At 68.2% G+C, this 22,731-nt stretch carries 13 protein-coding genes; 7 read left to right on the top strand and 6 right to left on the bottom strand.

What is annotated here, in order from left to right; translation table 11 throughout:
* Window positions 1-36: 36 nt before the first annotated feature.
* The 3 genes from AB6N24_RS17115 to AB6N24_RS17105 are packed head-to-tail and all read right to left on the bottom strand — an operon-like array spanning window position 37 to window position 1,873.
* Entirely contained in the window at window positions 37-603 is a 567-nt protein-coding gene (locus AB6N24_RS17115; RefSeq protein WP_412870595.1) for a TetR/AcrR family transcriptional regulator, read from the bottom strand.
* Window positions 600-1,487, bottom strand: a complete 888-nt coding sequence (locus AB6N24_RS17110; RefSeq protein WP_412870594.1) for an NmrA family NAD(P)-binding protein — start codon at window positions 1,485-1,487, stop codon at window positions 600-602. The genes AB6N24_RS17115 and AB6N24_RS17110 overlap by 4 nt, the downstream gene beginning before the upstream one ends.
* The gene (locus AB6N24_RS17105) at window positions 1,484-1,873 is read right to left on the bottom strand and encodes a nitroreductase/quinone reductase family protein (RefSeq protein WP_412870593.1); all 390 of its coding nucleotides are present in this window, start codon (window positions 1,871-1,873) and stop codon (window positions 1,484-1,486) included. The genes AB6N24_RS17110 and AB6N24_RS17105 overlap by 4 nt, the downstream gene beginning before the upstream one ends.
* Window positions 1,874-2,668: 795 nt before the next feature.
* Between AB6N24_RS17105 and AB6N24_RS17100 the strand changes: the two genes are divergently transcribed.
* The 4 genes from AB6N24_RS17100 to AB6N24_RS17085 all read left to right on the top strand — a co-directional run bounded on the left by AB6N24_RS17100 (window position 2,669) and on the right by AB6N24_RS17085 (window position 13,797).
* Window positions 2,669-8,104, top strand: a complete 5,436-nt coding sequence (locus AB6N24_RS17100; RefSeq protein WP_412870592.1) for an Ig-like domain-containing protein — start codon at window positions 2,669-2,671, stop codon at window positions 8,102-8,104.
* 420 nt (window positions 8,105-8,524) lie between these two features.
* Window positions 8,525-9,955 carry a globin domain-containing protein gene (locus tag AB6N24_RS17095; RefSeq protein WP_412870591.1) on the top strand — a complete coding sequence of 477 codons (1,431 nt, stop codon included), beginning with the start codon at window positions 8,525-8,527 and terminating at the stop codon, window positions 9,953-9,955.
* Between the two features lie 368 nt (window positions 9,956-10,323).
* Window positions 10,324-11,283, top strand: coding sequence for a manganese catalase family protein (locus AB6N24_RS17090; RefSeq protein ID WP_412870590.1), 960 nt, complete (start codon window positions 10,324-10,326; stop codon window positions 11,281-11,283).
* A gap of 375 nt (window positions 11,284-11,658) precedes the next feature.
* Window positions 11,659-13,797: a putative bifunctional diguanylate cyclase/phosphodiesterase gene (locus AB6N24_RS17085; protein ID WP_412870589.1), complete on the top strand. Its 2,139-nt coding sequence runs from the start codon at window positions 11,659-11,661 to the stop codon at window positions 13,795-13,797.
* A gap of 103 nt (window positions 13,798-13,900) precedes the next feature.
* Here AB6N24_RS17085 and AB6N24_RS17080 read toward each other — a convergent pair whose 3' ends face one another.
* Window positions 13,901-14,524, bottom strand: a complete 624-nt coding sequence (locus AB6N24_RS17080; RefSeq protein ID WP_412870588.1) for a GAF and ANTAR domain-containing protein — start codon at window positions 14,522-14,524, stop codon at window positions 13,901-13,903.
* Window positions 14,525-14,936: 412 nt separating this feature from the next.
* Here AB6N24_RS17080 and AB6N24_RS17075 point away from each other — a divergent pair, with 412 nt between their 5' ends.
* Window positions 14,937-16,175 carry a sugar ABC transporter substrate-binding protein gene (locus tag AB6N24_RS17075; protein ID WP_412870587.1) on the top strand — a complete coding sequence of 413 codons (1,239 nt, stop codon included), beginning with the start codon at window positions 14,937-14,939 and terminating at the stop codon, window positions 16,173-16,175.
* A gap of 195 nt (window positions 16,176-16,370) precedes the next feature.
* Window positions 16,371-16,646, top strand: a complete 276-nt coding sequence (locus AB6N24_RS17070; protein ID WP_412870586.1) for a hypothetical protein — start codon at window positions 16,371-16,373, stop codon at window positions 16,644-16,646.
* 111 nt (window positions 16,647-16,757) lie between these two features.
* Here AB6N24_RS17070 and AB6N24_RS17065 read toward each other — a convergent pair whose 3' ends face one another.
* On the bottom strand, window positions 16,758-17,531 hold the full coding sequence (locus AB6N24_RS17065) for a DUF2382 domain-containing protein (RefSeq protein WP_412870585.1): 774 nt from the start codon (window positions 17,529-17,531) through the stop codon (window positions 16,758-16,760).
* Between the two features lie 354 nt (window positions 17,532-17,885).
* Here AB6N24_RS17065 and AB6N24_RS17060 point away from each other — a divergent pair, with 354 nt between their 5' ends.
* Window positions 17,886-18,635, top strand: a complete 750-nt coding sequence (locus tag AB6N24_RS17060) for a mechanosensitive ion channel family protein (protein WP_412870584.1) — start codon at window positions 17,886-17,888, stop codon at window positions 18,633-18,635.
* A 504-nt stretch (window positions 18,636-19,139) separates the two neighbouring features.
* Here AB6N24_RS17060 and AB6N24_RS17055 read toward each other — a convergent pair.
* Entirely contained in the window at window positions 19,140-22,088 is a 2,949-nt protein-coding gene (locus AB6N24_RS17055; protein WP_412870583.1) for a putative Ig domain-containing protein, read from the bottom strand.
* Window positions 22,089-22,731 lie beyond the last annotated feature (643 nt).

Here is a 22,731-nt window from a genome sequence, read left to right as displayed (position 1 = left end):
GCCTTCACCACCCAGAACGCCGCCCTTGCGGCATGATCACCACTCACCCGGTGTCAACCGACCCTGCAGCAGTCCCAAGCGGCGCTCGACGCGCCCGGACGAGACCAGGCGGCGATGGAACAGTGGCCCCGCAAGAAGGTCGATGAGCGTGTCGGGCTGGCTGTCAGGTCGGAGCTCGCCGCGGGCGATCCCCCGTTCGATGCAGGCGCGCACGACGGCGTGCCGTTGCGCCGCTTCACGCTTGTGCAGCGCCGCGTACGCCGGGTCGCGCTCAGCCGCGTCGATGAGCGCAGACATCAAGATTGCGGCCGGTCCAGCGCTCAAGGCGTCAGCGAGGCCGTGCAGCAGCACGCGCAGGTCACCTCGCGCGCTGCCCGTCTCGGGGTCGACGGGCGGTCGCAGGGCGCTGTCGAAAGCGTCCAGGACCAGAGCCGGTTGCCCCTCCCACTGCCGGTAGATCGTGGTCTTCGCTACACCGGAGCGTTCTGCGACCGCTTCGATCGTTGTTCCGACGATGCCGCGCTCCAAGAGCAGCTCAAGAGCAGCGGCGAGGACCGCCTCGCGGGAGCGCGCCACGCGAGGGTCGAGCTGGCCACGCGTCACCCCGACGACTGTCGAGACTGAGGGGAGACGGCCCACACACTGCGGAAGTCGTGCACGTACTGTTCCAACGCGTGAGGCGCCCGGTGCAGGAGCCGAGCCAGCGTCGGATCGACGTGATCGGCTTGACCTCGCCTCAAACCGGCGTGCAGAACCGTCTGGACCACCGTTTGCGCGAGCCCCATCCCCTGCAGCTTCAGGTGCAGCGCGTAGCGGAGGACGCTTACGGGCTCGTAGCGCACGTGCCGTCCGAGCTCGGCGGTGAGGATCGTCGCGACTTCCTCGAACCCGAGCGCTTGAGGTCCCGTCAACGTGTAGGCCGAGCCGGTATGCGGCTCCGGATCGCGCAGGATCGCGGCCGCGACCTCTCCGACATCCCGGACGTCGATGAACGCGGCGCGTCCCCGCCCGGCAGGGAGCACGATCCGGTTGCGCCCCACGATGTCGATCCGGTACGCGTCAGCGAGGTTCTGGGCGAAGAACCCCGGGCGCAAGATGGTCCACGGCAGACCGGAGGCCATCAGATGGCTCTCCACCTTGTGGTGTGGCACGAACCTGTTCGTGTCCGCTCCCGTCACGGAGGAGAAGACCACGTGTCCAGCTCTGGTCCGCACCGCAACGTCGATGAAGGCGTTCAGTGTTGGGCCCACCCGCGCGATGGCCGGCGGACGCAGCAGGAACACACCCTCGACGCCGTCGAGCGCAGGCTCGAACGTCGCCGGGTCGAGGAAGTCGAGCTTCACCACGTCGACGTCGGGGTGCACCCGGGCCAAGGCCGACGGGTTCGTTCCTGCAGCCCGCACCTGCGTCCCTGCCGACCGGAGTGACGCGAGGACGGCGGACCCAGCGTTCCCGGACGCACCTGTCACCAGGACTGGCCCGTTCATCGCGACTCACCGTCGAGGTCGATGTACACCAGCGACAGGCCCTCGCGGCGCGCGGCGACTCTCAGTTCGTCGAGGGTGGGCGCGCGGTCGACGTTGATGCGGATACCCATGCGGCGCCCCGCCTTGGCGTGCCCAACTTCGCGGATCAGCGCGTCGTAGACCTGCGCCACGGCGTGAGGATCTTCGACGAGCTCCGCCGCGGCTGGCCGGCGGACCCCTCGGTACGTGACTTCGACTCCGGGTCGATCCCGAAGGTTGAGTCGCCACAGGGAGTTGGTGAGCACGAGAAGTTGCCCGCCTTCAACCGGGCGATAGGCGACCGGGATCGTGATCGCGCGGCCACTCTTACGGCCAGTCAGGTGTAGGAGCAGCAGGTGCGCGCCCATGCGAGCGGCCCTGCGCGGAGACGCCAAGATCCAGCGCATCACTCGGTTGACGACTCGATACGGGGCCTTCGGCGGATGTACCCGCTCCACGGCAGGCCGAATCGAAGAGGACATGCTCCGACGGTACGCTACGGCGGCGTAGCGGAAAGTCGACCTTAGTCCTGACCCGCCGGAGGCGAGTCAGGTTCGGGCGGTAGGGCGAGCCCTGAGCGGCGCCCCGATGGGCGCGGCGGCTCGCATCGTGCGTGACCTGGCGCAGCCCGGCGACGAGGCGCCCAGTGCTACCGGAAGCGCCGGGAAGGCGGAGGCTCGAGCCCTGACTGATCCGTGTCGGCGAGATAGATCCCCGCTCGCAACCGGAGGGCGCCGACGCGTTCGGGTGCCCGATTGCTCCGCTCCGCCGGATTCCGCTGATTCACACTGATTTGGAACCTTCGTCCTTGCACGACGGTTTTCCTCGGCTCGATGTGAGCGAGAACACTCGGAGCCCTGCGGGATTCGCTAGGGGGTTAAATCTGGAGCGACCCAAGCCCATCGACGCAGGTCAGCGCACATGCCCTGCGCGATCAGGTGTTCGCCTGCGGATCGCGCCCTGGCGCACTCGCGAGCGGTAATGCGACGATGCAGACCGGACGGGGCTAAAGCACCCGGGGGGGATCGGTCGATACGCGAAGTATCGATCGATCGTGCTGCGACTGGAGATTCGTCATGCCTTCTCACTCTTCGGGTGCCCCGTTCGGGGCCTGGCTTCGCGCGCGGCGCAAGGCTCGTACCGCGCGCCGATCGAGCGCCATCGTGGTGGCCCTAAGCCTCGTGCTCGCGCCACTGACCTTGCTCGGCGCCGCCTCTCCGGCTCAGGCAGCGCCTATCCGCAACTTCACTCCGGCGTTCTCCGCGAACACCAACGGCGAGATCCTCGTTGCGGCGAACACGCTCATGACCTGCAGCACGACCAGCGGTGCCCCCGGGGCAGGGACGTGCGCCGCTGGGCGAGCAGCGACGAGCGGGAACTACAGCAACAACGACTATCGGATGCAGTTCGTCGACGTTGACGGCAACGCCGCCACGTTCAACTCCTCGACTGCGGATCTGCAGGTCCCCCCCGGCGGCAGCGTCCTGTTCGCGGCCCTGGTCTGGGGTGGGCGCACTCGGGGCACCACGGCGGTCGGGAACAACGGCGCGCTCCGTGGTCAGGCCATGTTCACCGTGCCCGGAGGAACGCCTACGCCTGTGACCGCACCAGCTGGGCAGGTCGATGTCGCCCCAACCGACGGCTGGGGCACGGCCTACCAGTCGTGGGTCGACGTCACCGACACCGTCGCGGCGGCTGGCAGCGGCACCTACATCCTTGGGAACGTGCAGTCGGCGTTCAACACCGACAACAGCTACGCCGGATGGTCCCTCGTCGTCGCCCTCGCTGACCCGTCCGCGCCGGCACGCAACCTCACGATCTTCACCGGCCTGGCCTCCGTCGCCAGCGGTGACCCGCTGCCTCGCTTCACCGTTAGCGGCTTCCTCACCCCGCCGAGCGGCCCGGTCCGCACCACCGTCGGCGCGGTCACCTATGAGGGTGACATGGGCCTGACCGGTGACACGTTCCAGCTGAACACCACCACCATCACCGACGCGCTGAACCCGGACAACAACCCGTTCAACTCCACCGTCAGCAGCCACGGCGCCCAGGTCGCCACCCGTAACCCCGCCTACCGCAACCAGTTCGGCTATGACGCCGACCTGTTCAGCGCGAACGGGGTGCTGCCGAACAACGCCACCAGCGCGTCGCTGTCGTTGACCACGGGCGGTGAGCAGTACTTCCCGGGCGTCGTGACGTTCTCCACCGAGCTGTACGACCCCAAGCTGCTGGGCACCAAGACCGTGGTCGACGACAACGGTGGCCAGGTCGTCGCCGGCGACACGCTGACCTACACGGTCCCGGTCGAGAACATCGGCCTTGACACTGCGTCGCAGAGCCGGTTCTTCGACGCCATCCCGACCGGCACCACCTTCGTCCCCGGGTCCATCACGATCGACGGCAACTCCCGCACCGACATCGCGGGAGATGACTTCGCCGAGTACGTCGCCCCGGGCCCACTCGGCCAGGGCTACATCCTGGCCTACCTCGGGGCCGGCGCCACCCCCTCCGAGGGTGGGGCTATCCCGATGTCAGCCGGTTCCGCCCAGCACCTGGTCACGTTCAAGGTGCAGGTTGACGCTGGTACGACGAACGGCCAGCAGCTGATCAACGCAGCAGCACTGACGTACCGGGGCCAGACGACGCGCGCGTCTTCCTCGTCGGCCACCAACGCGGTCGTCAGCCCGGTCATCGCGGCCCCGACGGCGGGCAACAACCCGCCGGTCGCTTCCCCGCACATCCTGTCCTTCACCCCGGCGGCGGGCGCTCGCACGCTGAACATCCCGGTCCTGGCCGGGGACTCCGACCCCGACGGTGACACGCTGACGGTCGTCGGCGTGACCAACGCCGCCGGTGGGGAGCTCACGATCAACCCTGACGGCACCGTGACGTACGCCCCGCGCGACGACTTCGCCGGCCGCGACGTCTTCACCTACACGATCCAGGACACCGCCGGGAACAGGGCGACCGCAGTCGTCCAGGTGGAGGTCGTCAACACCGCACCGGACGCGGTCGACGACACCGCCACCGTCCCCGCGTCGACGACCACCGCCGTCGCCGTCCTGCCCAACGACACCGACCCGAACGGCGACACCCTCGCGGTGCGTTCGGTCAGCTCCGCGAGCACCCAGGGCGGCACCGTCGCGCTCGTCGGCGGCGAAGTCCGCTACACCCCCGCGCCCGGGTTTCGTGGAACGGACACCTTCACCTACGTCGTTGAGGACTCGCGCGGCGGCTCCGACACGGCGACCGTCACCCTGACCGTGGTCAACAACCCGCCCGTGGCTAACCCCGACACGTACGCCACCGCGGCAGGCTCGAGCGTCAATCTGACCGTGCGGAGCAACGACACCGACCCTGACGGTGACACGTTCACCGTCGCCCGGGTCAGCGGGCCCGCCAACGGCACGCTCGTGCTGAACGCGGACGGGACCGGCACCTACACCGCGAACGCTGGGTTCAGCGGTGTCGACTCCTTCACCTACACGGCGACCGACTCCCTCGGTGCGACCAGCGCCCCGACCACCGTCCAGATTACGGTGAACGGCGCCCCTGTCGCGGTCGACGACACTGCCTCGACGCCGACGAACACCGCGGTGGGCATCGACGTCCTGGGCGACGACACCGACCCCAACGGCGACACGCTCAGCGTCGCGTCGTTCACCCCGCCCGTGAACGGGTCCGTGGTGCCGCTGCCCAGTGGCCAGCTGCAGTACACGCCCGCGACGGGGTTCGCCGGCACGGACACCTTCGACTACACCGTCACCGACGGGGCCCTGACCGACACGGCCACCGTCACCGTCACCGTCGCGAACGCCGACCCCGTAGCCAACCCCGACGCGACCGGGACGCTGCCGGACACCCCGGCGACGAACATCGACGTCCTGGCCAACGACACGGACCCGAACATCCCGAGCACGACGCAGCTGCTGCAGGTCACCGGGGCCAGCGCGACCAACGGCGCCAGCGTGGTCGTGAACAACGGCGCGACCCTGACCGTCACCCCGGCCGCTGGGTTCGCCGGCGACATCACCGTCACCTACACCCTGTCCGACGGGGCCGGCGGCACGGCCACCGGCATCCTGACCGTTAGCGTCGACAACGCCACTCCCGTGGCCGCACCCGACGGACCGGTCGACACCCCGACGGACACCCCGGTCCGCATCGACGTGCTGGCCAACGACACCGACCCCAACGGCGACACCCTCACGATCGTCCCGGGGACCCTGACTCTCCCGGTCGACGGGGACGGCACCACGCAGGGCACCGTCACCCTCGACAACGGTCAGGTCCGCTACGTCCCGGCACCCGGCTTCGCCGGCACCGTCACCTTCGACTACGACGTCTCCGACGGCAACGGCGGCACTGCCACCGGCACCGTCACGGTCACCGTCGAAAACGCCGCCCCCGTCGCGGACGACGAAACTGCCTTCACGACCGTGGACACTGCCGTCACCGTCGACGTCCTGGCCGGCGACACGGACGCCAACATCCCGGGTACGACCCAGGTGCTGCAGGTCACCGGGGCCATCGCGAACAGCGGCGCAGGCGTGGCCCTCAACAACGACGGAACCCTGACCGTCACCCCGGCCGCTGGGTTCGCCGGAGACATCACCGTCACCTACACCGTCGCCGACGGGGCCGGCGGCACCGACACCGGCGCCCTGACCGTCACCGTCGACAACGCCTCCCCCGCCGCGGCCCCGGACGGGCCGGTCCCCACCGGCACCAACACTCCGGTCCGCATCGACGTGCTGGCCAACGACACCGACCCCAACGGCGACACCCTCACCCTCGTCCCGGGGACCCTGACTCTCCCGGTCGACGGGGACGGCACCACGCAGGGCACCGTCACCCTCGACAACGGTCAGGTCCGCTACGTCCCGGCACCCGGCTTCGCCGGCACCGTCACCTTCGACTACGACGTCTCCGACGGCAACGGCGGCACCGCCACCGGCACCGTCACGGTCACCGTCGAAAACGCCGCCCCCGTCGCGGACGACGAAACTGCCTTCACGACGACCGCTACCCCGGTCACAGTCGACGTCCTCACGGGCGACACGGACCCGAATATCCCCGGTACCGCTCAGGTGCTGCAGGTGATCGGGGCGATCGCAAACACCGACGCCACGGTCACGGTGAACAACGACGGCACGCTGACGGTCACCCCGGCAGCCGGGTTCGCCGGCGATGTCACCGTGACCTACACCGTCTCCGACGGTGCCGGCGGCACTGACACCGGCGCCCTCACCGTCACGGTGGACAACGCCGCTCCGGTCGCAGCTGCGGACGGGCCCGTCCACACTTCGACCGACACGCCGATCCGCGTCGACGTCCTGGCCAACGACACCGACCCCAACGGCGACACCCTCACGATCGTGCCGGGGTCACTGACCGACCCGGTGGACGCCGACGGCAACACGCAGGGCACGGTGACCCTCGACAACGGGCAGGTCCGTTACGTTCCCGCGCCCGGCTTCGCCGGAACCGTCACGATCGACTACACCGTCTCGGACGGCAACGGCGGCACCGACACCGGGACCGTCACGGTCACGGTCGACGACGCCGCCCCTGTCGCGGGGGACGACACGGTGAGCACTCCGGCCGGGACCGCGGTCGATGTCGACGTCCTCGGCAACGACTCGGACCTCAACGGTGACACGCTGACCGTCAGCTTGATCACGCAGCCCGCCAACGGCACAGCCGTCCTCCTGCTCAACGGGCAGATCCGGTACACCCCGAACGCCGGCTTCGCCGGAACAGACACGTTCGACTACACGGTCAGCGACGGCAACGGCGGAACCGACACCGCGACTGTCAGCGTTGCCGTCGCCAACGCCGACCCGGTCGCCGTGGACGACTCAGGCGCGACGCCGTACGGAACCGCCGTGCCCGTCAGCCCGCTCGACAACGACACCGATCCGAACGGTGACACGCTGGAGCTCGTGCCGGGCAGTATCACTGCCCCGGTGGACGCGCAGGGCACGCCTCGCGGCACCGTGTCCGTCGACGGTGGCGTCGTGACCTACACGCCGCCGGCGGGCTTCTCCGGAGAGGTCACGTTCACGTATGACGTGACCGATGGTGTCGTGACCCGCACCGGAAAGGTGACGGTCACCGTGGCGAACGCGGCCCCTGTGGCGGTGGCGGACGGGTCACAGGTGCCCGGGGACTCCCCGTCCACGATCGTCCTGATCGGGAACGACACCGACCCGGACGGGGGCACGCTCACCGTCGTCGCGATCACGCAGCCCGATCACGGCACGGCCACACTCGTCGGCAATGACGTGGTGTACACGCCCCAGCCCGGGTACGCGGGAACCGTAACGTTCACGTACACGTTGTCCGACGGACAGGGAGGTACGACTACGGGAACCGTGACACTCGAGGTCCTCGCCGCGACCACGCCGAGTGCTCCCGCTCCGGCGACCCCGCCTGCGCCCGCGCCCACCGCGCCGGCGCCGGGCGGCGCGTCCTCGGCGCTGCCCCGCACGGGTGCGGAGCCCGGGCTCCTGGCGGCGCTGGCAGCGCTCGTCACTGGTGCGGGAGCGGTGTTGCTGTCCGTCGCCCGTCGCCGCCGCTCCGGCCGTCATCTCTAAAGCCGCGTGCGACCAGTGAGGCCCTGGACCTACCGGTTCAGGGCCTCACCGGCGTCCCGCGCGAGTGGGACCTCGAGAAGGCGCCCTTGCGCGATCGTTCGTGACCGACTGACGAACTGAGCGGCCACCTTTTCCGGGCTAGTTGTCGGACAAGCGGATGAGCAGGAGCGACCCGGGCCGGTTCAGCGGCAGCTCGACACTCAGTGCGCAGCGGCGGCCCTGCGCGACCGTCGTTGCCCACGACTGAACTTCCGCAACGTCGGCGGCCCCTGTCGCAACCCACGTGTCGGTGGTGTCTCCGTCGAAGAACTCCACTCGGTACCTGCTGGCAACCGCAGCCCACGACGGCTGTTGCGGCTCCACACGACTCGTTTCCATACCCCTCCTAGGACGATTTGTGCGTATCTGGGAGGTTAGTGGGTGAAGCACTCACTCGACGCGCGGCTCGACGGCACGCGACGCAGGGTACGGGCACGGCGACATCTTGGGCGGTTCGTCCGGAGACGATCAGAGTCGCTGCGCAACGATGTCTCGGCGTGGTTAGCCTGGCAGTGGCTCGCCGCAAGCAGTGCTCGGGTCGACGACGAACGTCAGCGAGGAACCTCCATGCTGTCCGACCGTGCACGCCCCGTCGTAACGGCGACCCTTCCCCTTGTCGCCGAGAACATCCCCGAGATCGCGCGGCGGTTCTACGCGCACATGTTCGCAGCACGCCCCGACCTCCTTGACGGGCTCTTCAACCGCGGCAACCAAGCAGAGGGCACGCAACAGATCGCGCTCGCCGGATCGGTCGCGGCGTTCGCTTCAGCGCTGATCCGCACACCGGAGGAGCTGCCCGAGCAGCTGATGTCTCGCGTGGCGCACAAGCACGCGTCGCTGGGAATCAGGCCCGACCACTACCCGATCGTGCACGAGCACCTCTTCTGGGCGATCGTCGATGTCCTCGGGGACGCGGTCACCGCGGAGGTCGCTGCCGCCTGGGACGAGGTGTACTGGCTCATGGCATACGCGCTGATCAACCAGGAACGGGGCCTGTACAGCGCGCGAGGTGTGCGACCCGAGACCGTGTGGCGGCAGTGGCAAGTCGTCCAACGCATCCAGGAGACCGCCGACGTCGTGACGTTCCGGGTGCAGCGGATCGACCGACGATCGGTGCGCACGTCCCTGCCCGGACAGTACGTGACCGTGAAGGTCCCGATGCCGGATGGGGTGCACCAACCCCGCCAGTACAGCCTGACGCGAGCGGACGACGGAGAACACCGTCAGTTCTCGGTGCGGCGCGTGCACCGAGCGGGTCACCCCGACGGCGAGGTCTCCACCTACTTGTGCCGCAGCGTGCACGTCGGCGACCTGCTGACGTTATCGGTCCCCTTCGGTGACGTCGTCATGGACGACTCCGGGCGCCCACTCGTGTTCATCAGCGCAGGCATCGGCATCACCCCTATGGCAGGCATGCTCTCCCACCTCGTCGCCGCAGGATCTCACCTCGAAGTCCACGTGCTGCACGCCGACGCGGCAGAGGAGACCTTCGCACTTCGCTACCAGGTGCTGGACGACCTCCGCCACCTACCAAACGCCACAATCCATGTCTGGTACGAGAACTCGGAGCACAGCGCGCTGGCCGTCGATGGAGTGCACACCGGGCTCCTCGACCTCGCTGACGTCACGCTGCCCGACGGAGCCGGCTACTACCTGTGCGGTCCGCTGCCCTTCATGAAGGCCGTGCGCAACGAGCTCCTCGAACGAGGCGTGCCCCCACGCGCCATCCAGTACGAAGTGTTCGGACCCGATCTATGGCAAGCGGACCTCATCGCTGACGTGGCGCCTGATGCCACCCACCACGCGACGTGACCTCTGCGACATCAAGGCCGTGCCGATCAGGGCGACCCTGCGATCGCTCGTTTTCACCCGCGAGTGTCGTGCCATGACGCACCTCGTGGCCGATGCTGATGAAGAGGCCCTGCCGCTCCTGCCCCACTAGAGCGGCAGGGTCTCGTTTCGGCGCCGAGTTCGAGAGCCACGTCGCTACCCGCGGTCGTCGAGTCAGCCGACTCCAGCGGAGTCAGCGGGTTGGGAACTGCGCCGCCCCTGCAGCTGCGGACGTCCTCGTTGACACAGTCGCTTTCTGCGTGGCCCGGTGGCGACGCTGCGGACACGGCTTTAGCGTCGCCAGGGTGGTCCAGACGCGTGGCCGCACCGCCTCGGACAGAGGACAGCGCATGTACCTGCACGTTCAGCGCCTGATCAACGAGATCATCCCGGACGAGCCGGACCCCGCCGCCGCCAACGCGCTCCAGGAGGGGCTGGGCGGCCAGTTCGGCGAGATGCGCACGATGATGCAGTACCTCTTCCAGAGCATCAACTTCCGCGGCCCGGCCGGGAAGCCGTACAAGGACCTGCTCCAGGGCATCGGCACCGAGGAGATCAGCCACGTCGAGCTGATCGGCACGACGATCTCGCGGCTGCTCGACGGGTCCCCGCGCTACCAGGGCAAGAAGACGGACCCGCTCGACCAGCCGGGTGCCGGCGGGAAGACGCCGCTCGAGATGGCGACGCACCAGAGCAACATCCACCACTACCTCGTGGCCGCCCAGGGCGCGCTGCCCGTCGACGCCGCAGGCAACCCGTGGAGCGGCAGCTACGTCTACAACTCGGGCAACCTCGTGCTCGACCTGCTCTACAACCTCATGCTCGAGTCGACCGGCCGGCTGCAGAAGTGCCGCATCTACGAGATGACGGACAACAAGACGGCCCGCTCGACGATCTCCTACCTGATCGTCCGCGACCAGGCCCACGAGAACGCGTACGCGAAGGCCCTCGAGACCCTCGGCGTCGACTGGAAGAAGACGCTGCCGATCCCGAAGACCAACGCCGAGCAGTTTCCCGAGGTCAAGAAGCTCCTCGACCTCGGGCTGCAGAGCAAGCAGTACTCGTTCGACCTGACCAACCAGTCGGAGGCCGGGAAGATCTTCCGGGGCATGTCGCCCTCGAACGACGGCACCGAGCTCGACGCGACCGAGCAGGCCCCCGCGGGCGTGCCGATGACGATCGCGGAGGAGCGGTTCGAGGAGTTCTCGCCGGGCGCCGACCCGGAGCTCCTCGCGCTCATCCAGGCGACCGCGGACATCGAGATGGCGGAGGTCCAGCCGGTCTACGGGCCGGTCCCGCCGACCAGCTGACCGCCGCACGCCCCCAGGACCCGAGCGGCCCGTCGCCCCGTGCGACGGGCCGCTCCGCATGAACATGCCTGCGACGCCGGCTGCGGTGATGGTGAGCACGCGGTTGGGTCCGCGGCGCAGTCGAGATATCCGGGGTTTCACCCGAATGGCGCCTGCGGCGCTCATCGCCCTCCTTGATGCTGATCGTGAGGCCCTGCTGCGGGGTCCCCCCGCCGCGGCAGGGCCTCGCACAGCCGTGTCAGGTTGCCTCGGCGCTCGCTCAGGGGCCACCCAGTCCGTGTGGGGGCAGGGCAGCTCAGCGCAGGGAACGCGTGTAGCCGATTCGCGCCGTACGCTCGGGAGCGTCTTCAGGGACGTCATGACTGGGGGGTCGACGTGTCCAGTTCGAACGCCGGAGCAGAACGTCTCCCGGCGCACAAGCACACCGCCGAGGGCATCGGCGTTACTTCCGCGCCGTGGCGCATGCGAGATGACGCGTATAGCGTCCTCTTCGAACGCAGCTCTGACGGGATTTTGTTCACTGATCCTGCTGGCGCGATCCTTTCGGCGAATCCGGCGGCGTGCCGGATGCTCGGGCGCGACGAGGACGACTTGCGTCGCGTCGGGCGCGCTGGAGTCATCGACCCGACCGACGAGCGGTGGGAGGGCGCCGTCACCTTACGGAACAGCGAGGGCTACTTCAGCGGCGAGCTGAGAGCCCGTCGGGTGGACGGGTCGACATTCGTCGTGGACCTGTCCACGGCCATCGTCGGCGAGGGAAGTGCAATCGTCCTATTCCGCGACCTGACTCCGTACATTGAAGTCGTCGAACGTGCCGGACACATGCAGCGCGATGCCGCCACCGTCGTGGACACCCTTGAATCGATGACAGACGCGTACCTTGCCGTGGACCGAGACTGGACAGTTACCTATCTGAACCAGCATGCCGAACGACTGCTGCGCCTGCAACGCGGGGAAGCAGTCGGAACGAATCTGTGGGAGGCGTTCCCGTCAGTGGTCGGAACCGTCTTCGAGGAACAGTATCGGACGCTCATGCGATCACATGAGCCTGTCCAGTTCGAAGGATATTACGAGGGGTCCGACTTGCGGTGCGAAGTCCGCGCGTTTCCGTTGTCCGAGGAAGGCATGGGCGTCTATTTCCGCGACGTGAGCGATCGCTACGCCGCAGAGATGGAGCGCGAAAGGCTTCTTACGAGCGAACAAGACGCACGCACAGCCGCGGAAGCGGCGCAGCGGGAAGCGACTCACCAGGCCACGCACGACTCTGTCACGGGCCTGCTGAATCGATGGGGGCTCCTGCGCGAGGTCGAGGACCTCCTCAACCGCGACGTCTGCACGTCGATGACGCTTCTTTTCGTCGACCTCGATCAGTTCAAGCTCGTCAACGACACGCATGGCCATACCGTCGGGGACGACGTCCTCGCCGCGGTAGGCCAGCGCCTTCGTGCGCTCATACCGGCGAACGGGATGATCGGACGTTTCGGCGGGGACGAGTTCGTCGTCCTGTTGTCCGACTGCACGCCCGAGAGCGCCGAAGAGCTCGCGCGGGACATGGTGGCGAGCAGCCTGCACCACATCGACACCTGTTCGGCGCAAGTCACCATGACCATCAGCATCGGCATCGCACGCACCGAAGACGTCCGACAGATCGACACGCTGCTGCGGGACGCGGACGTCGCCCTCCATCGCGTCAAGGAGACGGGGCGCGACGGCTTCGGCTGGTTCAACGAGACACTCCATCGCCAGACCGTTCTTCGACACAACACGCAACGAGATCTCCGGCGAGCTCTCGCCGTCGGTGACCAACTCGAGCTGCACTTCCAGCCCGCTTTCGACCTTCAATCCCAGCGGGTTGTCCACGTCGAAGCGCTGGCGCGCTGGCAGCACCCCGAACGGGGCACGATCCCACCGCTTGAGTTCATCCCCATCGCTGAAGAGTCCGGACTCATATTGATGATCGGAGAAGCCGTCATCAGCGCCGCTGCGCGCCAAGCGGCAGCGTGGACGGGCGTCGAAGGCGTCCGCGTTTGGGTCAACGTTTCTCCACGCCAGCTCGTTGCACCGGGGCTCGCCAGCTTCCTCGAGGCCGAACTGGCTGCGGTTCACGTCCCCCCGGAGCGATTCGGCATCGAGGTTACAGAGTCGACGGTCGAAGACGGTCGACTTGTGGGGAACTTGGCAGCCATCCGCGAGCTCGGGATCGCGGTGGCCATCGATGACTTTGGTACCGGCTTCAGCTCGCTTGCGCGCCTCGCCCGCTCTCCGGTTGATGTCGTCAAGATCGACCGGTCCTTCGTCGCTGCAATCGGTACGCGTACGGGCGATGCGTTGTTGACCGGTATCGTCAGTCTCGCTCACGCCCTGGGTGCGCAGGTCATCGCGGAGGGAATCGAGACGCCAGCCCAGCTCGATGCGGTCAGAGCCGTTGGAGCGAATGCCGCGACGGGCTACCTTCTGGGCCGGCCGAGCCCAGGCGACTTGATGACGTGGCGGAGCCGTCATCCCCTCGTCTGAGTGCCGTTGACCGCATCTCGGCGTCGAGCGACGTAGTTGCCACGCCTGCGTGTGCGTCCCGCATGGGGGATCGAGGGACGGTCCGACGTGTGCGTGGGCTCGCTCAGGAACGGGGTGGCACGTAGGCGGCCCTGCCGTTCCCGGTCAAGGTCCACAGGATTGCACGTGCGGCTTCGTGCATCTCCACGCCGCGGGCCGCGCTCGTGCGACGAATCGCCTCCAGCGCCTCCTGGACCGTGCAGGCGTTGCACACGATGATGGCGCCGACGGCCTCGTCAATCAGCTCGCCTGCTGAGCGCGTGTCAGGTGTCGCCTGCTCCCCCGCCAGCTTGAGCCTGGTGTGCACGGTTCCAGCGACGCGCCGGGCGAGGTCGGCGGCTTCGCGTAACGCGTCGGAGCTCCATGCATCTGCCACGATCGAGTACAGATTGAGTGCGACTCGCAGACCGGGTGCGACGTACGCGGGGAACGCGATCGCCGACACGTAGCCCTCATGGGTCGCTTGTTCGCGCCACGCCGCCCAGTCGTTCCCTTCGTCGATGCGGGGAACGTGGACTACGCGCTGCTCGAGCATCGCCTCGAGGCAGGGCCCGGTTCCGGTGTTGGCCTCGACGCGATCACAGCGCGCGGCTCCTTCGTTGCTGCTCGCTGCAAGCAGAACGGTTGGCTCGTGCTGGACCATGATGCTCGCGTGAGTGAGCGAGCCGAACGTAGCGGCAGCCTGCACAGCGAGACTGTGCAGGTAGGGCGAAACCTCACGCATCCCTGACCCCCAAGAGGCGGTGCAGCCTCGCTGCGCAGCAGCGATGAGCTCGACCGCTTCGTCGCGGAACGTCTAGAGCACCAGGGTCGCACGTCGGCCCACATGCGACGACTTACCGTTCGGATGCTCAAGCGGCGATCCGCCCGAGGTCAGAACGGAGACATCGGGCCTGCCGGTCTGTGTCGCACGCTGCAGAGGGTCGGTGCGGCGTGCGGCGCCCGTACGGCGAACCGCGACGCTCGTCGGCACAGCTCCCGCGCGTGCTCGAAGCAAGCGTCGCCGTGCGTGAATCACCCGCTGTCTTTGTGTGCTGATCTTCGCGATGTCCGATGGATGAGGCGAAGCCTCGATCGAGCCGCACGTCAGGAGCCGCACCATGCACCGCCGCACTGTTTACCTCGTCGCGCCATTGGCGTTTGCGGCGCTGCTTCCCGCTTGCTCGAGCTCCGACTCCGGCGCTCAGGCTGGCGACACCGGCACGGCGGCGCCGGCCGCGCTCGAGGTGTGGGTCGACGAGGCGCGCGCCGACGCGATGAAGGACCTCGCCGGCCAGTTCTCGAGTGACTCCGGTGTGGCCGTCAGCGTGGTCGCACGCACGAGCGAAGAGATGCGCGACGACTACGTTCGCGCGGTCGATCAGAACGACGCGCCGGACGTGCTCATCGGTGCACACGACTGGCTCGGCGAACTGGTGACGCAGGGTGTCGTTGCACCTGTGCAGAACGACGATCCCGGCGCTTTCGCGCCGGTCGCGATCGAGGCGATGACCTACGACGGGGACACGTACGGGACACCGCTGTCCATCGAGAACGTCGCGCTTGTGCGCAACAACGCCCTAGTGTCGACGACGCCTGCGACGTTCGACGAACTTGTCGCCCAGGGCATCTCCCTTGTCCAGGCTGGCACGGCGCTGTATCCCGTTCTGGTGCAGCAGGGTGAAGGCGGAGACCCGTACCACCTCTACCCCCTTCAGACGTCGTTCGGTGCCCCGGCCTTCCGCGCGGACGCCGCCGGCTCCTACACCGACGAGCTCGCGCTCGGCGGGGAGCAGGGACGAGCGTTCGCCACGTACGTTGCGAGCCTTGCCGACCGAGGCGTCCTGGACCCTGGCGTGACGGGAGACGTTGCCAAGGCCGCGTTCCTTGCCGGGGAGTCGCCGTACATCATCACCGGCCCGTGGAACACCGCAGAGTTCACGGACGCGGGCTTGGACATCAGCGTCCTGCCGATCCCGGCCGCGGGTAACCTCCCTGCGCAGCCCTTCGTGGGCGTGCAGGGGGCGTTCGTCAACAACTTGTCGCTGCACCGCGCCGCGGCGGAGGACTTCGTCACGGACTTCCTCGCTACGCCGGACGCGCAGCTTGCCCTGTACCGGGAGACCGGCCGTGCGCCGGCGCTGAACACTGCGCTCGACCAGATCACCGACGACCCCGCTACCACTGGCTTCGCCGAAGCTGGCGCTACCGGCGCGCCGATGCCCGCGATCCCGCAGATGAGCTTGGTCTGGTTGTACTGGGGTGAGACCGAGGCGCGCATCGCCGCCGGCGGTGACCCGCTCGAGCTGTGGGACCAGATGGTGACGAACATCGAAGCGTCCATCGAAGCTGACAAGTAAGCCGTCGACGCGCCGACCCGTGAAGCAGGGTCAGGCATAGAGGGCGAGACGGACGGGCTGCGCAACGTTCACGGGTGTCGCAGTGAAACGCGCGAACGCGCGAACGCGCCGCACGGGCTCGGCACTGGCGGGTCTTCCCAAGGGCGCACGAACGCCGCATCCTGGGACAGCCGCGCTAACTTGGAGGAACCGCTCATGACCTTCGCCGCTCCAACCGCCGTCATCTCGGGCGTGCCGTACGCCGTGGTGGATGTTGATGGCCGGATCCCGGAACGCCTCGAACACCTGACTGGACGCGTCGAAGTGACCGTCGAAGGTGCCACCGGTCGGCACGTCCTGCGCGGGGAGGCCGCAGAGAACGGCGACTCGGTCCGCCTGCACGAGAAGAGCGCGGACGGCAGCGGCAAAGACGTGCGGACGTGGCGCATTGGGCCTGACGCCTCAGGTGGGTTCAGCGCCACCACAGCCTGAAGTACGGCAGGTCGTCCCACGCGTCGGCGACCCCGTGCTTCACCGACCTAAGTTCAGGGCAGCGGGGTGGCAAGCCGTCGGCTTGCCACCCCGCGCTACCCCCGGTGAACGTCAGAGCCGGTCGTCGTCGACGCCCTCGGTGTCAATGCGCTCCTTGCGCACGTCTTCGGTGACGGTGGCCTGCTCGGTGACCGTCTCGGTCTCGAGCTTGATGCGCTCGACCGGCACGGTCTCCTTCGCCACGACCGGGCGCTCCTCGGTCAGGACGACCTCGTGCTCAGCCTCGGTCAGGTCCGGCCCGGACAGGGCGTCATCGATGTTGGCGTCGGTAATCGGCTCATGCACGACGCGCACCTCTTCGTGGCTGACCGGGACCGTCACCGTCTGCTCCTCGGTGACGACGTACTTTCGCAGCCGGGCACGCCCGGCCTCGCGCCGCTCAGTGCCAACGTGCAGCTGCTCCTCCGAGCGCGTCATCGCGCTGTCGCGCGCCGCGTCGGTGTCAGTCACAGTGCCCTCTGCATAGGTGCCGGTGCCGGCAGCGTAGGTGTCCGTTCCTGCGTAGTCGGCGTTCGAGGTGAGCCCGTAGTGGTCGAACAGGCGGGCCTCGTCGTCCTCCGACAGGTGGCGGTCGGCGTCGACGTTCGGGGCGTCCTTCACGTGGTCCTTCGTGTACGCCAGGCGCAGGACGTCACCCTCAACGCTCGCCGACTGCAGTGGGACGAGCGACTCGGACGTGCCGAACAGCCCGGTGTGCACGCTGACCCAGTCCGGCTGACCGGTGGCGTCGTCCAGGTACACCTGGCCGACCTTGCCGACCTTGTCGCCGTTGATGTCGACCGCGGTCGCGTCCGTGAGGGTGTCGATCTGGTCCTTCGTGAGCATGGTGGGCTCCGTTCTCAGCGCGGCGACACGCAACGAGTACGTTGCGTGTCCTTCCCTGGCGCCCGTCTTCGTGGTAGGGCACCTGTCTCCATGAGAAGCGGGAGGTATCGGACTCGCAACCTGTGCCCACCTTTGAGTGCTTCTCACTACCTTCAGGTGCGCCTGACGTGTGCTCGTCGTACTCGTGCGCGGGAACGCGCCAGCGCGGCAGCCTCCTCGTTAGGCCGCGCGCCTGTCGTCACGTGCGCCGCGCGCTTCCGGTTGCGGAGCTGAGCCGACTACCCCAGGATCAGCGCGTTCGTCAACCCCCCCCATGTACGTGGTGAGCCACAACTCGACCACGCGAGGAGAACCATGCCCGTAGAGATCAGGGAAGCCCTCAGCTCCGTCGCCCTCTTCGTCCCCAAGTTGATCGGCTTCCTGCTGATCCTCATCATCGGCATCTTCGTCGCCAAGCTCATCGGGAAGGCGATCGACAAGGTGCTCGAGCGCGTCGGCTTCGACCGGGCTGTCGAGCGCGGTGGCGTGAAGAAGGCGCTCGCCCACAGCAAGTACGACGCCTCCGACATCGTGAGCAAGATCGTCTACTACGCCCTGGTGCTCTTCGTGCTGCAGATGGCGTTCGGCGTGTTCGGCCCCAACCCGATCAGTGAGCTCCTGCAGGGTGTCATCGCGTTCCTGCCCAAGGCGTTCGTCGCGATCATCATCGTCGTTGTCGCTTCTGCGATCGCTGCTGGCGTGCGTGAGCTGATCGTCAACACGCTCGGTGGCCTGTCCTACGGCAAGACGCTCGCCAACATCGCCTCCGCTTTCATCATCGGGCTGGGCATCATCGCCGCGCTCAACCAGGTCGAGATCGCGGTCGAGGTCACGCAGTCGGTCCTCATCTTCATCCTCGCGACGATCGGTGGAATCCTCGTCGTCGGTGTCGGCGGCGGGCTCATCCGCCCGATGCAGAGCCGCTGGGAGCAGTACCTCGCCTCTGCGGAGCGTCACAGCGGCGTCATCCGCCAGGAGGTCGGCGCGTCGTCGGCGACGCCCTCGGTGAGCGGGATCTCGACTGGCACGACGGCGCTTCGCCCGACGCAGACGACCGAGCTCTGAGCGCCGCTCTGATCTAGCGGCATCGTCGGGGGCAGCGGTTTGATCACCGCTGCCCCCGACGCTTGCGCGAAGCGCCCAGCTTGGGAGCTGCCGGCGGCTCGGCGCCCGAGTCGCACATTTACCGGTGACCCGCGGCGGTGACCAGAATCGCCGACACCTGCGGGCGCAGGTGGCCGTCGAGCCGCTACGTGCAGCGGCATCCCTGCGCCCGTGCCTCCGCGCCCTTCGGCAGGCCGACGTCGCGATAGTCGGCGAAGATGAGAGTGGGAACCGCCAGGTCAGGTGGCGAGCTCCTCGCGTCGGCGGCGCGGCGATGTGCCGCCGAGGCGCCCTTGACGACCTCCGCCGTCGAGTCCGCGTGTCACGCCGCTGGAAGTCCTCGGAGATCCCCGTTGCCACGAACCGGCCCCGCCTAGGCCGCCGCCGTGCCGTGGCGCGCTCTCAAGCTTGAACCCCCGGTCGCCCGGGGCCGTGCGGTGACGGCCCCGGGCGAGTGCGCGGTATTCAGTTCAGGCGTCGCGTGCGTCGCGCACGGACGGCCCCGAGGCCCAGGCCGATCAGCGCTGCGCTGACCGCAGCGAGAGGCAGCGCGTTGCCGCCGGTGACGGCCAGTCTGGCCGCAACTGTCGGCGATGACGTGGCAGTCGACGTCGCGGGAGACGGCTCGGCCGTTGGTGCTGCTTCAGCGGCCGAGATGACGATCGTGAAGGAACGGGTGACCGTTCCTCCGGGGCCGGTCACTTCGATGGTGAACGTCGACGACCCGGCGGTGGTGGGCGTCCCTGTGATGGCACCGGTCTGCGCGTCCAGGGTCAGCCCGGAGGGCAGGGAGCCGGAGCTCACGGCGAACGTGAAGGGTCCGGTCCCCGACGCCGTCACCACCTGGTCGTACCGGCCACCTAGCGAGGCAGTCGGAAGCTCGGATGTGGTGATCGCCGGCGGCGTCGCCTGGACCTCGAGGGTCAAGGCGCGGGTTGCCGTGCCTCCCGGGCCAGCGACCTCGATGACGAACGTCGCGGTGCCGAGTGCGGTCGGCGTTCCGCTGATCTCACCGGTCTCTTCGTCCAGCACCAGCCCCTCGGGCAGTGCTCCGTCCGTGACCGCGAAGGTGAACGGTCCTGTGCCGGTGACCTGGATGGTCTCGGAATAGGGCTCACCGAGGGTCGCCGCAGGTACCGAGATGGTGACGATGGCAGGCGCAGCCGGCTCAATCACCACAGTGTTGCTCACACTCATAGCGGAACCTGACGCATTAGTGGCTGTCACGGTGAACGCGAAGCTACCCACGACGGTCGGGGTGCCGGACAGCACACCAGTCGTCGAGTCGAGAGTCAGCCCAGCAGGGAGGGTGCCGTTCACGGTGTAAGTGATGCTGGGGTCACCAGTCGCCAGGAAGGTGTAAGGCGTGATGGGCGTACCGACCTCGAATGCTGCGGACGCGTCCTGGTCCACCCACAGTGGCGACCCAAGCTCGGGAACCACGAACGACCCGACTTCACCGCACGCGTATCCGGCGACGCTCTGCGAGCACACCGTGTAGTACCAGGTGCCGGCTGACAGCCCGGAAATCTGGCCTTCGACGGCCTGCATCCCGGTCCCAGCGATCGTGGAGGCACCTCCAGCTGCGGTGATCGCTGTGCTGGCGGAGGTGTTCGCGGCGACGTCGGTCGCGTTCGTGCCATAGAAGACGGTGGGTGTTGTTGCGAGGTAGCGCGGGTTCACCTGACCGGCGACGGATGCGTCAGCGTACGACGTCACGGTCGCTGTCCCGGTCTCGGCTTCCGGCATTCCGACGAGGACCGCCAGGCCGAACCCGTCTCCGCCGCCGCCCGCGTGACGGAATGCGGACGCGGGCGCTCCCAGCACTGAGGGCCCTCCCGCGCCGGTAACCGACGCGTAGGAGGAACCGCCGGCTGCACCGGCTCCCTCGGCGCCGCCACCGCCGTAGTAGCCACCACCACCGCCGGCTCCGGCGACCCCGTCGCCACCCTCACCGAAGGTGCCATCGAAAGCCGGGGTCGGGATCGCACCGCCTGCGGATCCCAGTCCGCCGGCGGTCGTGGTTCCGCCCTGCGCCGGGAAACTGTGGTGGCCGGGGTTGTTGGCGTTGGCGCCGTCGCCGTTCGCGGCTCCGCCGCCATTGCCTCCGTACAGGCCCCACGCAGGGACGTAGTGCCCGCCACCGCCGCCGGCAACCATGACGCGATCGGCAAGTCCGCAACCGGTCGCCTGTGCGCTGGCGCACATGCGGATGTCGCTCGCGCCACCGCCGCTGGAGCCGGAACCAGCCCAGCCCGGTGTGGCGTCCCCGCCGCCGTTCCATCCGCCGACGAACACCCCGTTCGAGTCGACGGTGCTCGTGCCCCGGCCTCCGATGTTGAGCTGAAGCGTCTGCCCCGGGGCGACCGGCAGGCGTCCCCACACAGTGTCACCGGAGGCGCCCCCTGCGCCTCCGTACAACTTCGCGTACAGCTGGTCGACATCTGCGGGGACCGTGTAGGTCTGGGCAGCGCCCGTGTAACCCACGGCCGCGTTCCCGATGGCCGACGGCACCGAGACAGTGACCGAGCCGTCACCGAGGTGACCTCCGGCGACCGCACCAGCAGTCACACCGTCGCCAGCGGCCCATGAAGAACCGGCCCCACCTGCGGCGAGGCCGTTCGGCGCCGAGGACGGGTTGGAGCTCTGACCGCCGGCGCCCCCGCCGTAGTAGCCGCCGCCACCGCCACCGCCCGCGATACCGCCCTGGCCGTAGCCGCTTTCACCGCCGAACCCGAATCCCCCACCGGACGGTCCTTGCGAGGAGCCTGTGCCGTTTCCGGGGGCACCGCCTGCGCTGCTCGAGCCTCCGAGCCCACCGTGGGTGAAGTCGCCGGTAGTGCCGTCGGTCCAGTTCACGAACGTGCCCTCACCAGCAACGGCGCCTGCGTCGCCGCCGTCAACGTCGTAAGACACGGCGGCCCAGGTGAAGGAGGAGCCACCTCCGCCACCACCGGCGACCACGACGCGCTTGTCGGCCGCGCAGTTCAGGTCGAAAGCACACGATGCCGATGTACTGAATGCCGGACGGCGAACGTCAGATGCGCCGCCGCCGTAGCTGACCCCGCGGCCACCGCCGTTCCAACCCCCGGTGTCACCCGAGCCGCCGACGTTGATCTGGAGGCTCTCCCCCGGAGTGACAGCGATCGTGGCATCGACGACAGCCGCTCCACCGCCCTTGCCGGCTCCGGCTGATCCGCCCTGCCCGCCGCGGAGGGTGACGTCGATCGAGGTGACACCTTCGGGGACGACGTACAGCTGCGGCGCACCCGTATAGACAAACGTCTGACCGACCGCGGCGTTGGCGGTCTCTGCGCCAGCGATGCCCCAGCCGGGCGCGATCAGCGAGGCGCCGGCCGCGATGCCGATGATGGTCGCGCTGAGACGCCGTCGAGTTGTTGTTGTTTTGATCACGATCGTGTAGCCCCCCAAAGATGTCGCCGCGACTCGCGGTCGGCGCCAGCGTACGGGCGTGCATTCGCGCGACGGAAGCACCCGTCCACTTCGTGCCCCCACTTCATCCGCCGCCTCACAACCATGTATCACCAAAGACCCTTATGTCCGAATCCGAGATTGAAGGTGCCGAGACATTCGGACACGGACGAAACGGTCGAACGGTACGGATCCGCCCCTTTGGCACGAAAAGACGATCGAAGGCGTCTGACCTTCGCGCGGGGCCAGAGCCAGATGCGGCGGACCGTCAGACACCAACGAGCACCACCGGTTTCACCGTCGTGTACCCGAGCATCTCGCCGAGAGCCTCGCCCGACGACTGCTGGCAGCCGCCGACCCGCCGCTCGGAAGTCCGAGACACAAACGCTCATGCTGCAGCCGCACAGACCGGCGCCAGCCCCAGTACAACGCCGAGACAAGCGGCGTCCGAGCGGAGGTCTTTAGTGAGCGCCGACAACGCCGATGGGACGTCCGCACACACCCACCGAGCGAGACGAGTTCAGATGGACGCCCCGGACACCTCGAGCGGGACTGCTGCAGGGCTGGTTGACACTCCATCTGTGGGACGAGGTCCCGCTGGAAGGATGTCGCTGTGCCCAAGAAG

Origin of the sequence: Cellulomonas jepli, assembly GCF_047229345.1 — a bacterium.
In the GTDB taxonomy this organism is placed as follows: domain Bacteria; phylum Actinomycetota; class Actinomycetes; order Actinomycetales; family Cellulomonadaceae; genus Cellulomonas_A.
This window is presented reverse-complemented; position numbering and strand designations above follow the sequence as displayed.

What these genes read in the sequence shown, in the direction of transcription:
- AB6N24_RS17070 (WP_412870586.1), top strand. Translation starts at nt 16,371, where the DNA reads ATGACCTTCGCCGCTCCAACCGCCGTCATCTCGGGCGTGCCGTACGCC.
- AB6N24_RS17075 (WP_412870587.1), top strand. Translation starts at nt 14,937, where the DNA reads ATGCACCGCCGCACTGTTTACCTCGTCGCGCCATTGGCGTTTGCGGCG.
- AB6N24_RS17110 (WP_412870594.1), bottom strand. Translation starts at nt 1,487, where the DNA reads ATGAACGGGCCAGTCCTGGTGACAGGTGCGTCCGGGAACGCTGGGTCC.
- AB6N24_RS17065 (WP_412870585.1), bottom strand. Translation starts at nt 17,531, where the DNA reads ATGCTCACGAAGGACCAGATCGACACCCTCACGGACGCGACCGCGGTC.
- AB6N24_RS17105 (WP_412870593.1), bottom strand. Translation starts at nt 1,873, where the DNA reads ATGGGCGCGCACCTGCTGCTCCTACACCTGACTGGCCGTAAGAGTGGC.
- AB6N24_RS17060 (WP_412870584.1), top strand. Translation starts at nt 17,886, where the DNA reads ATGCCCGTAGAGATCAGGGAAGCCCTCAGCTCCGTCGCCCTCTTCGTC.
- AB6N24_RS17090 (WP_412870590.1), top strand. Translation starts at nt 10,324, where the DNA reads ATGTACCTGCACGTTCAGCGCCTGATCAACGAGATCATCCCGGACGAG.